Origin of the sequence: Sphingomicrobium marinum, assembly GCF_026157105.1 — a bacterium.
Taxonomy (GTDB): domain Bacteria; phylum Pseudomonadota; class Alphaproteobacteria; order Sphingomonadales; family Sphingomonadaceae; genus Sphingomicrobium; species Sphingomicrobium marinum.
In genome coordinates, this window is the sequence record NZ_JANPVQ010000001.1 from 2,024,973 (window position 1) to 2,040,468 (window position 15,496).

The following is a 15,496-nucleotide window of genomic DNA, read 5'->3' on the forward strand; positions in this document are numbered from 1 at the left end:
GGTGGCTCACATCCGCCAATGGGGGAAATGTCATTATTCGAACGATCGGCACGGCTCGGCATTTGCGCCGCGCTGGGGCTGATCCTGTGGTTCTGGCCGGTTCCGGCAGGCGTCGAACCCGATGGCTGGCGCGTACTTGCCGTGTTTGCGGCCACCATCCTCGGCTTGCTGCTCCGCCCATTTGCGATGTCGACCGTGGTTCTGTTCGGGCTGCTCGTCCTCGTCGTGACACAGACAATCGGCGAAGACTCGCGCTCATCGCTCGAAGCCGCATTGGTGGGGTTCTCCAACACCACCGTCTGGCTGGTGGTCGCCGCCTTCCTCATCGCGGGATCGGTCATCCGCACGGGGCTGGGACGCCGCATTGCGCTGACGCTCGTCAACCGGCTGGGCCAGAACGAGCGCGGGCTCGCCTACGGCATCGGTTTTGCCGAGCTTCTGCTGGCGCCCGTCATCCCGTCCAACACGGCGCGCGGCGGCGGCATCGTTGCCCCTGTCGTGGATGCCGTCAGCAAGTCGGTCGGCGAAGGCCGCGATTCTGACGAAGCGCGGGCGGTCGGGCGCTACCTCGTTTTTGCCGGCGCGCACTTCAATCTCATCACGGCAGCGATGTTCCTTACCGCCATGGCGGCCAATCCGCTGGTCGCCGAGGCTGCAGGCGATGTCGCGGGCATCGACTTTACCTGGGGCACATGGGCGCTGGGGGCGATCGTACCCGGGCTTGTCGCCATCGCGCTGCTGCCGGTCTTCCTGCACCTCGTCATCAAGCCGCCGCGGATCGACGGTGCCGCCGCCCGGACCACGGCGCAGGAACAGCTAACGGCGATGGGGCCGCGCAAACGGGAAGAAACCATCCTCATCAGCGTACTGATCGGGTTGGTGGCGCTGTGGGCGACCGGCCCGCTGCACGGGCTCCACGTCACCGTTGTCGCCTTGCTGGGGATAGCCGTACTGCTGGCCACCGGCGCTGAACGATGGCGCGATCTGGCGGCGACGTGGGGCGCGTGGGATGCGCTGATCTGGCTTGGCGGCCTGCTGACCATGGCCAACCTGCTGCGCGATACCGGGGTGATCTCCTGGTTCGCAAGCGCTGCTGCCACGGTCTTTGACGGCTATGCCGGCATGACGGTCGCGATCGGCCTGGCGCTCATCTACTTCTATTCGATGTACGGCTTTTCGATGCTGACGGGACATATCAGCGCGATGGTCGGCGCCTTCCTCGTGATCGCGGTCGCCGCCGATGCGCCGCCGCTGCTGATGGTCGCCATGCTCGCCTATTTCTCGAACCTTTGCGGTTGCCTGACGCATTATTCGACCGGCCCGGTCGTGATCTATTTCGGGCTCGGCTATCACACCGTGCCCGACTGGTTCCGCGTCGGCTTTTTCGTCTCGCTGTTCCACATGGTCGTCTGGCTGGGCGTCGGCCTGCCCTGGTGGAAATTTCTCGGCTGGTGGTAATGGCTAATCCAGTTTAAGCTTTTCGCCTGACCGCAGGAGAGAAGTGAATGCCGACCAAAGCTTTTGGCTGGGGCGTGGAAAGCGCCAGCGATACCGTCCATCCCATTCACTTCGAACGGCGCGACCTACGGCCCAACGATGTCGCCATCAAGATCAGCCATTGCGGCATCTGCCATAGCGACCTTCATTTCGCGCACGACGATTGGGGGATGAGCCACTATCCGATGATTCCCGGTCACGAAATCGTCGGGGTGGTCACCGATGTCGGACCCGATGTCAGAAGCTATGCCAAGGGTGACCGCGTCGCCGTCGGCTGCCTCGTCGACAGTTGCCAGAAGTGCGAATATTGCAAAGGCGGACAGGAAACATTCTGCGTCGAAGGGTCGACCTTCACCTACGGCGTGCCCGATCGTCACGGCGAACTCACGCAGGGCGGCTATTCGGATCATATCGTCGTGCGCGAAGAATTCGTCTGCAAGGTCCCCGACAGCCTCGACATGGCGCAGGCCGCCCCGTTGATGTGCGCGGGAATCACCACCTATTCGCCGCTGAAGCGCTGGGGCGTAAAGGACGGCGACAAGGTCGCGGTCGCAGGGCTCGGCGGGCTCGGCCACATGGCGGTGAAGATCGCGGCCGCGATGGGCGCCGACGTGACCGTGCTGACGACGTCTCCGGAAAAAGCCGACGCCGCGCTCAAGGTCGGCGCCAGCGACGTGCTCGTCTCGACCGACGAGGAAGCGATGCAAGCGGCGGCGAGGCGGTTCGACCTGATCATCGACACGATCCCCGTAGCGCATGAAGTCGATCCCTACGCTACGTTGCTGCGGCCCAACGGCACGATGGTCATCGTCGGTGCGCTGGAGCAGCTACCGAGCTTTTCGGGCTTCAACCTCATTTTCGGCAACCGCGCAATCGCGGGCTCGGCAATCGGCGGGCTCCCGGAGACGCAGGAGATGCTCGATTTCTGCGCCGAGCACGGCATCGTGCCCGAGATCGAAGTCATCAAGGGCGATGAGATTGGTGAGGCTTGGGAGACGCTGGGCAAGGGCGACATCCCGCATCGCTTCGTGATCGACGTCGAAGGCAGCGCCAAGGAGTAAACTGCCCGTAATGAAGCGTATCATCGGATGGCTGGCCGTTGCGGCCAGTCTCATCGCCTTCCTCGCATTGTCGCTTCCGGCGATCATGCAAAGCCGTCTGCCCGAGGTGGAATTGCCGATGCCCATCGGCCAACCCGATTTCGATCCGATCCGCTTTTTCGAAGGCGCGACGAAGGGGGAAGGCACGTTGTACATCATCGACGGCAGCGTCATCCCGGTCCGAGTCGAGAGTACCGGCGAGAAATCGGAAGACGGCAGCCTTCAACTCACCCAGAGTATCCGCGAAGGCGACAAGCCGCCGCGCACGCGAAGCTGGACCCTGCGTGAAACCGGAAAAGGTGAGTATGTCGCCGCGCTCAGCGATGCGCGCGGAACCGTCGAGGCGCATGTCGAAGGCAACCGCATGACGATCGACTATAAAACGGGTAGCGAACGCATCCACCAGGTCCTCGTCCTCAACCCGGACCGCCGCACGGTCTCCAATCGCCTCGATGCCTACAAATGGGGGTTGAATGTCGCGCGGCTCGAAGAAACAATAACCCAACGATAGGCGCCCGATCCTTGGCGGCGCGGGGGAGATTTTCATGAACGAACAGTCCGGCGCCGCTACGGCAGGCGCGCCCAAACCCTGGTCGATGAAACGCGTGGTGATCGCCTCGTCGGCGGGCACTGCCTTCGAATGGTACGACTTTTTCATATTCGGCGCGCTGGCCAGCACGATCGGAACCGTCTTTTTCACCGGGCTTGGCGAAACCGCCGGCGTCATCGCCGCGCTGGGCTTGTTCGCCGCCGGCTTTGCCTTCCGCCCACTGGGCGCGATCATCTTCGGCGCAATGGGCGACCGGGTGGGACGCAAAGCGACCTTCCTCACCACCGTCAGCCTCATGGGCGGCGCGACCTTCGCGATCGGGCTGCTTCCGACTTACGCACAGGCGGGTATCATCGCCCCCATCCTGCTGATCATCCTGCGGATCTGCCAGGGAACAGCGCTCGGCGGCGAATATGGCGGCGCAGCGATCTACGTCGCCGAACATGCCGATGACGACAAGCGCGGCGCGGCGACCGGCTGGATTCAGTCGAGCGCCGCCTTCGGCCTGATCGCCGCGCTGCTCGTCATCTATTTCACCCGCACCACGGTCGGCGAAGAAGCCTTCCTCGAATGGGGCTGGCGCATCCCCTTCCTCGTGTCGGTGCTGCTCCTCTTCATCTCGGTCTGGATGCGGCTGAAATTGTCGGAGAGCCCGGCCTTCCAGAAGCTTCAGGCCGAAGGCGAAGTCACCAAGACACCGCTGCGCGAAGCATTTGCCGAGAAGGAAAGCCTCAAACAGGTGCTGACCGCCTTCTTCGCCTTCATGGCGGCGCAGGGGGCGCTCTGGTACTGCGCCTTTTTCTACGTGCAGGTCTTCCTCGAACGAAATCTCGGCGTGCCGGGGGCAGAGGTGAACTGGATCATCCTTCTTGTCACCGTAATCTCCGCGCCGCTCTACGTATTCTTCGGCTGGCTCAGCGACCGCGTGGGACGCAAACCCGTTATGGTGGGCGGCATGATCCTCGGCCTCGTCGCCTTCTGGCCGGGCTTCCATGCGATTGCGGACGCGGTGAATCCGCGGCTTGCCGCGGCGCAGGAGGCTGCGCCCGTCGTGGTCGAAACCGATCTCGACAGCTGTTCAGTGCAGTTCGACCTCATCGGCAAGGCGGAATTCACCACGCCCTGCGACATCGCCTCCAAGACGCTGTCCGCCGAGGGCGTCAGCTATACCCGCGTCGCCAGCAGCGACGGCAACACGGTCGTACGCGTGGGCGATGCCGCGCTGCCCGTCAGCGACGATGCGAGCGCCATCCCGGCGGCGCTGGTCGATGCCGGCTATCCCGCGAGCGCCAATCCCGACGAGATCCAGAAAGGCACGCTCTATTTCTGGCTGATCGTGTTCACGGTCGCAGCGACCGCGCTCTACGGCCCGCAGGCCGCCGCATTGGTCGAGATGTTCCCGACGCGCACGCGCTACACCGCGATGAGCCTGCCCTATCATATCGGCACCGGCTGGGTCGGCGGGTTCCTGCCCGTCACCGCCTTCGCGATCGTGGCAGCGACCGGCGATATCTACGCGGGCCTATGGTACCCGATCTTCTTCATCGCGCTGAGCATCGTCTGCTCGCTACTGTTCTGGAAGGAAAGGCATGGCCGTCCCCTCCACTAGAGGGGCGAAGAGGCTATGCCTTCATGGCCGTCCCTTCCACTAGAGGGACGAAGAGGCCATGCCTTCATGGGCGGCCGCTGCACTAGCGGCTGAGCCCGGCAGCCTTCTGGGCACGCCGGGCCACGCGGTCGAGATCGGTTTCGCCCGAAGGCAGGATCCAACTGCCGCCGACGCACAGCACGTTGGGGTGCGAGAGCCAGTCTTCGGCCGTGTCTTCCCTGATGCCGCCGGTGGGGCAGAAATGGACGCCGCCAAACGGTCCGGTGAGCGCCTTCAATGCCTTCAAGCCCCCCGCCGCTTCGGCCGGGAAGAATTTGAAATGATCGAGCCCGAGATCGAGCCCGCGCATGATGTCGCCGGCATTGGCGACGCCCGGCAGGATCGGGACGCGCTTGTCGACAGCAGCGCGCACGACGCCGTCAGTCAGTCCCGGCGAGACGATAAAGCGCGCGCCGTAGTCGACGGCCTCATAGAGGTCGACGGCGTTAAGCACGGTGCCCGCACCCACGATGGCGCCTTCGACCCGCGACATCTCCTCGATCGCGGGCAGCGCTTCCTCGGTGCGCAGCGTCACCTCGATGACGGGCAGCCCGTTTTCGACCAGCACCTGCGCCAGTTCGATCGGATCGACGCTACCGTCGAGCACCAGTACCGGAATGACCGGCGCGGCTTCCATGATATCGCGAATGCTCATGCATGCTCCTTGGCGAAGGCGACCGCGGCGCCGAAGAGGCCGGCCTGCGGATGGGTGACCAGTTTGACCGGGATCTGCTCCATTCGGCGTTCGAAGCGGCCCTTGGCGATGAAGCGGTCGGCAAACCCCGAGTTCCTGAACAGGTGGCGGATGCGATAGCCGAGCCCGCCCGCGAGCACGACGGCGTTCGACCCGTGCGCCAGCGCGAGGTCACCACACACCGCGCCGAGCGTCAGGAAAAAGCGGTCGAGCGCCGCGGCTGCAAGCGGATCCTTGCCCTCGATAGCCCGCGTCCAAAGTTCCTTGTCGTCGAGATCGGGGACCGCTTTCCCCTCCATCGCGCCGAGCGCTTCGTAAATATTGGCGAGGCCAGAGCCGCACGCAATGCGCTCCACCGAGACGCGGCGCAGATCGCGTCGCATGCGCTGGAGAATCTTGTCCTCGAGGCTGTCGAGCGGCGCAAAATCAATATGGCCGCCCTCTGTCGCGATGACGTGCATGTGGCCGTCTGCCGTTTTCAACAGCTGCGCAACGCCGAGCCCCGTGCCGGGGCCGACGATGGTGGTCACACCATCATCGGGAAATGGGCCTTCAGGGCCGGTGACATGATCGAAATGTTCATCGCCCAGCGCACCCACCGCGTGGGCGACCGCCGCAAAGTCATTGACGATGACGAAATGTTCGACATCCAGTTTTTCCTGCGCCAGCGCGGGGCGGATCACCCATGGGTTGTTGGTAAGCTTTAGCACCTCACCATCGACCGGGCCGGCAAAGGCGACGCTCAAAGACTTGGGTTCGTCGCCCGGATTGACCTCGCAAAAATGGCGCCATGCCGTCTGGAAGCTGGCATGGTCGTTGGTGCCCATCGTGATCGGTTCGCCAAGACTGACGACGGTGCCATCCTCGATCTCGGCGATGGCGAAGCGGGCGTGCGTTCCGCCGACATCGGCGACGGCAATGGTCTGGCTCAAAGGACTGCCTCCATGGCGGCGAGCATGGCGCTCCCGCCTTTTTCTGCTTCGTCAGCCTGGTCGCGGAACAGCGCGAACAATTCGCGCCCCGTCCCGACCGGCGGCGGCGGCGCCTGCGAGGCATCGCGGCTGGCGAGATCGACGCCGACCGCTTCGAGCGTACCATTGGTGGCGCACAGGCGGACAACATCGCCGTCGCGCAAATGGGCGATCGGCCCGCCTCCCCGCGCTTCGGGCGAAAGGTGGATCGCGGCGGGCACCTTGCCCGATGCCCCGCTCATGCGGCCGTCGGTGACAAGCGCGACCTTGTGGCCGCGATCCTGCAGGACGCCCAGCGGCGGGGTCAGCTTGTGAAGCTCGGGCATGCCGTTGGCGCGCGGCCCCTGGAAGCGCACCACGACCACGACATCCTTGTCGAGCTCGCCCGCTTCAAAGGCCGCGACGACATCCTTCTGGTCGTGGAATATCCGGCACGGTGCCTCGATGGTCCAGCGCTCCTTGTCGACCGCGCTCGTCTTGAAGCAGGCGCGCCCGAGATTGCCTTCGACTAGCCGCATCCCGCCATCGGGCTGGAAGGGATCGGACGCAGGCCTGAGCATCGTGTCGTTGCTGGTGTCAGTGACCGCCTGCCACTCGATGCCATCGTCGCTTTCGACCGGATTGGTGGCGAAGGCCAAAAAGTCATCATGGCCCGCAGCTAGGATATCATCATGCAGCAAACCCGCTTCGAGCAGCGTGTGCGCGGTAAATGCCATACCACCTGCATGGTGAAAATCGTTCACATCCCCTGAACCATTCGGGTACACGCGGGCGATGAGCGGTACTGCGTGGCTGATCTCGGCAAGGTCGTCCCAGTCGAATACGATGCCCGCAGCACGTGCGATTGCGGGAATATGAATTGCGTGGTTGGTCGACCCGCCCGTCGCCATCAGCCCGACCGCCGCGTTCACGATGGCGCGCTCGTCGATCACTTCGGCCAGCGGCCGCTTCTTGTCTCTGGCGAGTTCGGCAATGCGGTGGGTCGCGGCGCGGGTCAGCATCTGCCGCAGCTTGGTCCCCGGGTTGGCAAAGGCCGCACCGGGGATATGCAGCCCCATCAATTCCATCATCATCTGGTTGGAGTTGGCGGTGCCGTAGAAGGTGCAGGTGCCTTGCCCGTGATAGCTCGCGCTTTCGGCCGCCAGCAATTCTTCCTTGGTCGCCTTGCCCTCGGCATAGAGCTGGCGCACGCGCTGTTTTTCCTTGTTGGCGAGCCCGGAGGGCATTGGTCCAGCCGGCACGAGGATCGCGGGAAGATGACCGAAACGAAGTGCGCCGATCAGCAGCCCCGGCACAATCTTGTCGCAGATGCCGAGCATCGCAATGCCTTCGAACATGCCGTGGCTGAGCGCAACCGCAGTGCCGAGCGCGATCGTGTCGCGGCTGAACAGCGACAGGTCCATTCCCGCCTGCCCCTGCGTCACCCCGTCGCACATCGCCGGAACGCCGCCCGCAACCTGCGCGGTCGCACCCGCCTCGCGCGCCCAGACCTTCATCTGTTCGGGGTAGCGATAATAAGGCGCGTGCGCGCTCAGCATGTCGTTGAACGCGGTGACGATCCCGATGTTGGGTCCGCTGAAAGTGCGGATCGCCTTCTTGTCGTCACCCGCCGCTGCAAAGCCGTGGGCGAAGTTGCCGCAGCTTAACCGCTTACGGTCGATCCCGCGTTCGCCCTCGTCTTTCATCAGCTGGAGATAGGCCGAGCGCGTTGGCTTCGACTTCTCGATGATGCGGTCGGTGACCTTGGCGATGCGCGGGTCGAGCGTTGCCATGCCCTACGGCGCCCAGTGAATGTCGATGGGGATCTGGCTTTCGGCGAGGACGCGGCCGATCGGCAGCTTGGACGATTGCCCGTCCTCGATCGCCTGTTCGAGCAGGTCGCGCTTTTCCTGGCCGGTGATGGTGATCAGGATGGTGCGCGCCTGGAGGATCGCCGCGCGTGTCAGCGATACGCGATCCACCGGCGCTTCGGGCGGCATCGGATCCGGACGGATGCCCATCGCAAGCCGTGCCTTGGGCGCATCCATTGCGTCTTCGAAATCCGGTCCCGGGAACAGCGAAGCGGTATGCCCATCGGTACCCATGCCGAGCCAGACGAGATCGGGCGGCCACTTCAGATCGCGTAGCCGCGCATCGGCCGCATGACCGGCCATCGTATAGTCTTCCGCTTCCACCGCGATCGGATAGATGCGCGCGCCCGTCGAGATCATCGCCTGCGCGATGGCGCGGATGTTCGACAATTCGTTATCCACCGGCACGAGGCGATCGTCGCCCGGGATGATGGTGACGCGCTTCCACGGCAGCTGCTTTTGCGCGAGGTGCGCGAAGATCGGCGCGGGCGTCGACCCGCCCGGAAAGGCGACGAGGCTCTCACCGCGCGCATCGATCGCGCTTTCGATAATAAAGCCGATATCCCCGGCGACCTCGGCCGCCATGTCTTCGCGGCTGTCGTAGTCCCAAAATTCGGCTTCAATCATTCCATGCCCTTCCGTCGCGCTGTGTGAGTTCGGTCGAGCCTGTAGGGCCCCAGCCGCCGGATGTGTAGGCCTCGGGCGTCATATCGGCGCGCAGCCACGATGCCCTGAGCCCATCGATGTAATTCCACTGCGCTTCGACCTCGTCGCGCCGCACGAACAGGGTGGGATCGCCTTCGATCAAGTCGAGCAACAGCCGCTCATAGGCGATGCGGCGTCGATAGTCGCTGAACGCGCCTTCCATGGTGACATCGAGCGGCACCTCGCGAAGGCTCATCCCGCCGCGGTCGAGTCCTGGCGTCTTGGTCATCATCTTGATGCGAATATTCTCTTCGGGCTGGATCGAGATGATCAACTCGTTGGGCTGCATCTGTCCCGAGATATTGCCGAAGATCGAATGCGGCACGCATTTGAACTGGATGTAGATTTCGGTCTTGCGCCGCGCCATCGCCTTGCCGTGACGCAGGTAGAAGGGCACGCCCGCCCAGCGCCAATTGTCGACATGGGCTTTGAGCGCGATGAAGGTTTCGGTGTCGGACTTGTCGCCAAGCTCTTCGAGATAGCCGTCATACTGGCCGAGCACGACGTTGGCCTTTGCGCTGTCCGCATCTATCGCGCGCAGCGATTGCAGCACCTTGACCTTCTCTGCGCGGACGGCATCTGGATCGTAGGCCGCGGGCGGCTCCATCGCGACGAGCGCCAGCAACTGGAGCATGTGGTTCTGCAGCATGTCGCGCGAAGCACCGGCCGTGTCGTAGTACCCCGCACGTCCTTCGAGCCCGACCGTTTCGGCGACGGTGATCTGCACATGATCGACGTGCGAAGCATTCCACACCGGTTCGAGCAGCGAATTGGCAAAGCGCAGCGCCAACAGGTTTTGCACCGTCTCCTTACCGAGATAGTGATCGATGCGGAAAATCCGGTTCTCGGGAAAATGCGCGGCAACCGCATCATTGATTTCGCAGCTGCTTTCAAGATCGGTCCCGATCGGCTTCTCCAGCGCCAGCTTGACCGTATCGCCGGCAAGCCCCACCGCCGCCAGATTGTCGATCGCTGCTTTAAACAGGCTCGGCGCGGTCGACAGGAAGATCGACACGCCTTCATCGACATCGATGCGGCTGGCAAGTTCCTGGTAGCCGTCGGGCGTCGTCACATCGACCGGCAGGTAGGTGATACGCTGGGCAAAGCGCCGCGCCGTCATTTCGGAGAAGAAGTCTTCGGGCAAATGTTCGCGCAGTGCCTCCACCGCAGTCTCGCGAAACTCGTCGTCGCTCAGCTTTGAGCGCGCCGTCCCGATGATCTTGAGCCCGTCGGGCAGCAAGCCATCGGCGTGGAGCCCGTAAAGCGACGGGATCAGCATGCGGCGCGACAGGTCTCCCGTCGCCCCGAAGAGGAGCAGCGTCTTGGACTGTCCGATCATCAGGCCTGCAACGCCTTCAGCGCCTCTTTATGGCTCGGAAAGTTCATCGCGCAGCGCTCCAGGAAATCATCGATTCTGTGCATATCGGGGAGATGCACGTCTTCGCCCGGCTTTTCCAGCTTTTGCGGGAAATTCCCGTATCCGCCGAGGAGGCAGTGCCAGCTTACGGCATTGTAATATTTGGCGATATCCTGCCGCTGCACCTCGAGTGTCAAATCTTGGCGCGTGAACCAGGACGTCATAATGCCCTTGAGGCTGGGCGAGAGGTTATCGTGCGCGGCATTGTCGCGCCAATAGTCGGTGTCGCGGCGTAGCTGGCAGCGATAGTGCGCGACGATATAGTCGCGAATGCCTTCATAGCGCGCAACGATGGCATCGTTGAACGGTTCGCGCGCTTCTTCGCCGAGCCCGTTCTTGTCCACCGCAGCGATGAACTGTTCGACCGTGACGAGCACGATGTGCAACGCAGTCGCTTCGAGCGGCTCGAGAAATCCCTGCGCCAGACCAATGGCTAGACAATTGGCATTCCAGCTCTTGTCCAGCCGCCCGCAGCGCATCTTGAGATGGCGCGCTTCGACGTCGTCGCCGACGCCAAGCGCGGCGCGCAATTCGGCCTCCGCCGCGTCGGCATCGATATATTTCGAGCTGTAGACATAGCCGTTGCCGGTGCGGTTGGTCAGCGGGATCGACCAGCGCCAGCCCGCATCCATCGCGATGGCCCGCGTTGCGCATTCGGGACCACCTTGGGCGACATCGGTGGCAAGGACCACCGCGCTGTCGGCGAACAAATTGTCGGCGAACGAGATGTGATTTGCGCCCAGCGCCTGTTCGGCGATCATCGCGCGAAAGCCAGAGGCATCGATGAAGAAATCGGCCTCATGCCGCTCGCCGTCTTCACCAACCAGCGCGGCGACCTCGCCCGCGTCCGCCAGTTCGACCGAAACGATTTTGGTGTCGACCCATTCGACCCCGCGCTTGGTGGCGATGCGCTTGAGCACCTCGCCCACCTTGTGCGCATCGAAATGGTAGCCGTAGCTGACCTCGAACGGAAAATGCTCGGGGTTGAGCGGCGCCAGCTTGCGCTCCGCCAGCAGCCCCGGGAACAGGAAGTCGTCCGGGTGCGCGGGGACATCGAGGCCCGACCGGCGCAGGCGCGACGCGCGGAACAACTGCCCCGCGCTATGCCCGTCCAACGCAGTCGGAAACGGATGGAAATAGCGCTCGTAGCCGGGCTTTTGCGACCAGTTTTCGAACTGGATGCCGACCTTGTAGGTCGCGTTGGCGTCGGGCATCCACTCGGCCTCGCTCACCCCGATCGTATCGAAGAAGGCCTTGAGTTGCGGGGTGGAGCCCTCGCCCACGCCGACGATGCCGATCTCGCTGCTTTCGATCAGCCGGATCCGGGTGTCCGGCCAATGATGCTGGAACAGGCAGGCGGCCATCCAGCCTGCCGTCCCGCCACCCAGGATCGTAATACTGCTTGGTGTCACTGCGCCTCCAGGCGGATGGCATAGCCGCCGCCGGGAGCCATGTTGAGGGCCAAAACGTCGCTCGCCGTCACGTCGCGCTGTTCGATCACGATGTCGAAGCGCGTCGGACCGAGATAATGCGATGTGTCCGCATCGCGATAGATGTGCGCTCGATAGGTCCGGCCATCTTCCAGAAAGTCGAGGCTCACATTGGTCGCGCGGCCAAATTCGTCAGCAACGCCGCCGATGAACCAGTCATCGCTGTTGCGGTCCTTGCGCGCGACCACGGCATATTTGCCGACTTCACCTTCGAGGATGCGACTTTCATCCCAGTCGACCGCGACGTCCTTGATGAACTGGAAGGGTTCGGGATGCTCGGCATAATGTTCGGGCAGGTCGGCGACCATCTGGATCGGCGAGTAGATCACGACATATTCGGCCAGCGCGCGCGCCATCGTCATCTGGAGCGGCTGCCCCTGCCCTTCGAGGCTGAGCACGCCCGGCGTATAATCCATCGGCCCCGACAGCATTCGCGTGAAGAGCAAGGTCGGCACGTGGCTCGGCCCGTTCGGCGGGTTGCCCCATGCGGAAAATTCCATGCCGCGCGCGCCCTCGCGGCTCACCCAGTTGGGATAGGTGCGGCGCAGCCCGGTATCCTTAACGGGTTCGTGCGGGTTCATCGCGATGCGCCGCTTGGCGGCCTCCTCGACCACCATGATGTGATGGCGCGTCGTGATCTGGCTTTCCTGATGTTCGCGTGTTTCGCGCCCGTCGGGATGGACGAAGCGTAGATTGTGCGCGTCTGTGACATAGCCCGACTTGATCACCTTCACGCCGCGTTCGGCCATCAGGTCGAGTGCGTCTTGCAGTTGCGATTCATAGTTGGCGACATCGCCCGAGGTTTCGTGGTGCCCGACGATCGACACGCCCTTTTCGGCGGCGTAGCGCGCGACTTCCTCGAAATCATAGTCGGGATAGGGCTGCGTAAAGTCGAACAGGGCGCCGTTGAAGAACCAATTGCCGTCCCAGCCGACGTTCCAGCCCTCGACCAGCACGCCGGCAAACCCGTTTTCGGCAGCAAAGTCGATGTAGCGCTTGGTATTCTCCGTCGTCGCGCCATGCTTGGGCCCCGAGCCCCACGTCTCTTCGTTGAGGTGGAGCGACCACCACACGCCGACATATTTGTGCGGGGTGAACCAGTCGGAAATGTCGGCGATCTTGTTGGGCTCGTTGAGATTGAGGTCGATATCGCTTTCCGCGAGCCCACCGGCATCGTCGCTGATGCGGATGGTGCGCCACGGCGTGGAAAACGGCGTGTCGCGTTCGGCGCGCGCTGCGGTGCTGCCTGTCGGCGTTAGCGTCGCGCGGAAGTTGAGGCCGGTGACCCGCTTCACCCACATGCCGGCAAAATCGACCAAGGCCGCTTCGTGGATTGCGATATGGGTTCCGTTGGCAAGCCGAAATGTCACTGGCGTCAGGACCGTGCCGACGCTGCTGATCGCCGTGTTCTGGTAGAGATATTCGTAGCGGTTCCATTCGCCCGCCGGGACCCACCAGGCCTGCCCGTCGCTCGCAAAATTGAATTCGGTCAATTCATCGGCGATGCGCACGGTCTCCCCCATGCTCGGGTCATCGAACACGTAGCGAAACGCCACGCCGTCATCGAAGACGCGGAAGGTAATGCCGAACTTTCGTTTCTCGTCGCTGTCCTCCTCGAAGCGCACCGTCATCTGGTTGTGGTGATCGCGCACGTAGCGGCGCTCGCCCCAAGGCTGCTCCCACGTGCTATCGTGGTTGGACCGCGTCGCCCCGGTGATGCCGAGACGGCGTTCCAACTTGTCCTGGTCGGTCAGCAGGAAACCCAGCGCGCTTTGCGTCAGCACCGGCTCGCCGTCGCGATCGATGCGGTAATTGGGGCGCCCTTCGCCGTTGGTGTCGACGGTGACGACGATGCGGCCGTCGGGCGATGTCACGCTCTCCTGGGCCAGCGCCGGTGTGGCGAAAGCGATGAAAGCGGCGATGGCGATCCAGAAAAGCTTCATCATTCGATCTCCGGCATGGATGCGACAAAGGCAGCGAAGGGGCCAAGCTGGCCAGCTGCGACATCGCCGCACTGTTCGAGTATTTCGAAGTCGGCGGGAAGCGATACGCTTGCCGGTTCCTCGCCCGTGTTGAAGACGCACAGCAGCCGCTCGCCGCCACCGGCACGCTCGAGCATGATGACGCTCCCTTCCTCGCGGCAGGCGACAAGGTCGCCCGTCTGGAGCGCGGGGTGTGCCTTGCGAAGCGCGATGCAAGCCTTCGTCCATTCGAGCAGCGATCCTTGCACCCCGGCTTGCTGATCGACTGCCATCGCGGGATGATCGGGCCCGATCGGCAGCCACGGCTGCGCGCTGGAAAAGCCGGCCTGCGGCGCGTCCTTTACCCACGGCATGGGGGTACGCACGCCATCGCGCGAAAGCGTCATCGGCCAATTGGCGATGGCTTCGGGGTCCTGCAATTTCTCGTACGGGATATCGACCTGCGTCAGCCCGAGTTCTTCGCCCTGATAGATGATGACGTTGCCGCGCAAGCAGAGGAACAGCAGCAGCTTCATGCGATTGAACGCGTCGGCATGTTCGGGGCGCGCCCAGCGCGATACGGCGCGCGGCGCATCATGATTTTCGAAGGCCCATGTCGGCCAGCCTTCGCTATCCTCACCCGGCCAACGCTTGAGCGATGCGCAGACGACCTCGGGGGTGAGTTGCTTGGCGTAGAGAAATTCGAAGCCGTACACGCTGTTGAGCTTGGTCTCGCCTTCGGTCAGCCGCTGCTGGAATTCGTGCACGCCGGACCCGCCGACTTCGGCGACCGAAAAGGTGGCACCATACTGGTCCATGACCTCGCGGATGCGCTTGACAAAACGGAAGGTCCCGGGGCCCGCCTGGTTGTGGATATTGTCCTGGAAATCATGGCTGCGCGCCTTCGACTTGTCGGGATCCGATGCGGGTGGATTATCGGTCAGCGCCGAATCGTGGAACATGTGCAGGACAGCATCGATGCGAAAGCCATCGACACCGCGATCGAGCCAGAAGCGCGCCACCTCGATGATCTCGGCCTGCACTTCTTCGCTATGCAGGTTGAGATCGGGCTGCTGCTTGAGAAAGTTGTGGAAGTAATATTGGCCGCGGCGCGGATCCCACGTCCATGCCGGGCCGCCGAAGATGGACTGCCAGTTATTGGGCGGCGATCCATCGGGTTTGGGGTCGGACCAGACGTACCAATCGGCCTTGGGATTGTCGCGGCTCTGCCTGCTCTCCTCGAACCAGCGATGCTGGTCGGAACTATGCGACCACACCTGGTCGATAATGACCTTAAGCCCCAGCGCATGCGCTTTTTCGACCAGCGCGTCGAAATCTTCGAGCGTGCCGAAGATCGGATCGACATTGCGGAACTCGGCAACATCGTACCCGAAATCGAGCATGGGCGAGGTAAAGAAGGGCGAAATCCAGATCGCGTCCGCGCCGAGCGTGGCGACATGGTCGAGCCGCTGGGTGATGCCCGGGAGGTCGCCGATCCCGTCGCCATTGCTGTCGGCGAAACTACGCGGATAGATCTGATAGATGACCGCGCCTTTCCACCAAGGCCTCTCTTCGGCAGGCATCTGCTGCTCGACGGCCTGAGGTGTCAGGTC

General features: G+C 63.3%; 12 protein-coding genes. 4 read left to right on the forward strand and 8 right to left on the reverse strand.

What is annotated here, in order from left to right:
• Window positions 1–27 precede the first annotated feature (27 nt).
• The 4 genes from NUX07_RS10400 to NUX07_RS10415 are packed head-to-tail and all read left to right on the forward strand — an operon-like array spanning window position 28 to window position 4,756.
• Entirely contained in the window at window positions 28–1,458 is a 1,431-nt protein-coding gene (locus NUX07_RS10400) for a DASS family sodium-coupled anion symporter (RefSeq protein WP_265530506.1), read from the forward strand.
• Window positions 1,459–1,505: 47 nt separating this feature from the next.
• Window positions 1,506–2,558, forward strand: coding sequence for an NAD(P)-dependent alcohol dehydrogenase (locus tag NUX07_RS10405; protein ID WP_265530507.1), 1,053 nt, complete (start codon window positions 1,506–1,508; stop codon window positions 2,556–2,558).
• 10 nt (window positions 2,559–2,568) lie between these two features.
• The gene (locus NUX07_RS10410) at window positions 2,569–3,108 is read left to right on the forward strand and encodes a DUF3833 family protein (RefSeq protein ID WP_265530508.1); all 540 of its coding nucleotides are present in this window, start codon (window positions 2,569–2,571) and stop codon (window positions 3,106–3,108) included.
• A gap of 34 nt (window positions 3,109–3,142) precedes the next feature.
• Window positions 3,143–4,756, forward strand: a complete 1,614-nt coding sequence (locus NUX07_RS10415) for an MFS transporter (RefSeq protein ID WP_265530509.1) — start codon at window positions 3,143–3,145, stop codon at window positions 4,754–4,756.
• Between the two features lie 82 nt (window positions 4,757–4,838).
• Here NUX07_RS10415 and eda read toward each other — a convergent pair whose 3' ends face one another.
• The 8 genes from eda to NUX07_RS10455 are packed head-to-tail and all read right to left on the reverse strand — an operon-like array spanning window position 4,839 to window position 15,466.
• Window positions 4,839–5,450 carry a bifunctional 4-hydroxy-2-oxoglutarate aldolase/2-dehydro-3-deoxy-phosphogluconate aldolase gene (gene eda / locus NUX07_RS10420; protein WP_265530510.1) on the reverse strand — a complete coding sequence of 204 codons (612 nt, stop codon included), beginning with the start codon at window positions 5,448–5,450 and terminating at the stop codon, window positions 4,839–4,841.
• Window positions 5,447–6,421, reverse strand: coding sequence for a glucokinase (gene glk / locus NUX07_RS10425; protein ID WP_265530511.1), 975 nt, complete (start codon window positions 6,419–6,421; stop codon window positions 5,447–5,449). Before glk ends, eda begins: the two co-directional genes overlap by 4 nt.
• Window positions 6,418–8,232, reverse strand: coding sequence for a phosphogluconate dehydratase (gene edd, locus NUX07_RS10430; protein ID WP_265530512.1), 1,815 nt, complete (start codon window positions 8,230–8,232; stop codon window positions 6,418–6,420). The genes glk and edd overlap by 4 nt, the downstream gene beginning before the upstream one ends.
• A gap of 3 nt (window positions 8,233–8,235) precedes the next feature.
• Window positions 8,236–8,937, reverse strand: a complete 702-nt coding sequence (gene pgl, locus NUX07_RS10435; RefSeq protein WP_265530513.1) for a 6-phosphogluconolactonase — start codon at window positions 8,935–8,937, stop codon at window positions 8,236–8,238.
• Window positions 8,930–10,354: a glucose-6-phosphate dehydrogenase gene (gene zwf, locus NUX07_RS10440; RefSeq protein ID WP_265530514.1), complete on the reverse strand. Its 1,425-nt coding sequence runs from the start codon at window positions 10,352–10,354 to the stop codon at window positions 8,930–8,932. Before zwf ends, pgl begins: the two co-directional genes overlap by 8 nt.
• Complete coding sequence (locus NUX07_RS10445) at window positions 10,354–11,844, reverse strand: tryptophan halogenase family protein (protein WP_265530515.1); 1,491 nt, start codon at window positions 11,842–11,844, stop codon at window positions 10,354–10,356. The genes zwf and NUX07_RS10445 overlap by 1 nt, the downstream gene beginning before the upstream one ends.
• A complete protein-coding gene (locus tag NUX07_RS10450) occupies window positions 11,841–13,868 on the reverse strand; it encodes a glycoside hydrolase family 97 protein (protein WP_265530516.1) in 2,028 nt (675 codons plus the stop codon). Before NUX07_RS10450 ends, NUX07_RS10445 begins: the two co-directional genes overlap by 4 nt.
• Entirely contained in the window at window positions 13,865–15,466 is a 1,602-nt protein-coding gene (locus NUX07_RS10455; protein WP_265530796.1) for an alpha-amylase family glycosyl hydrolase, read from the reverse strand. Before NUX07_RS10455 ends, NUX07_RS10450 begins: the two co-directional genes overlap by 4 nt.
• Between the last annotated feature and the right edge of the window lie 30 nt (window positions 15,467–15,496).

Coding starts and splice junctions, on each gene's coding strand:
- NUX07_RS10450 (WP_265530516.1), bottom strand. CDS start 13,868: ATGATGAAGCTTTTCTGGATCGCCATCGCCGCTTTCATCGCTTTCGCC.
- edd (WP_265530512.1), bottom strand. CDS start 8,232: ATGGCAACGCTCGACCCGCGCATCGCCAAGGTCACCGACCGCATCATC.
- eda (WP_265530510.1), bottom strand. CDS start 5,450: ATGAGCATTCGCGATATCATGGAAGCCGCGCCGGTCATTCCGGTACTG.
- NUX07_RS10410 (WP_265530508.1), top strand. CDS start 2,569: ATGAAGCGTATCATCGGATGGCTGGCCGTTGCGGCCAGTCTCATCGCC.
- NUX07_RS10400 (WP_265530506.1), top strand. CDS start 28: ATGTCATTATTCGAACGATCGGCACGGCTCGGCATTTGCGCCGCGCTG.
- NUX07_RS10405 (WP_265530507.1), top strand. CDS start 1,506: ATGCCGACCAAAGCTTTTGGCTGGGGCGTGGAAAGCGCCAGCGATACC.
- NUX07_RS10415 (WP_265530509.1), top strand. CDS start 3,143: ATGAACGAACAGTCCGGCGCCGCTACGGCAGGCGCGCCCAAACCCTGG.
- NUX07_RS10455 (WP_265530796.1), bottom strand. CDS start 15,466: ATGCCTGCCGAAGAGAGGCCTTGGTGGAAAGGCGCGGTCATCTATCAG.
- zwf (WP_265530514.1), bottom strand. CDS start 10,354: ATGATCGGACAGTCCAAGACGCTGCTCCTCTTCGGGGCGACGGGAGAC.
- pgl (WP_265530513.1), bottom strand. CDS start 8,937: ATGATTGAAGCCGAATTTTGGGACTACGACAGCCGCGAAGACATGGCG.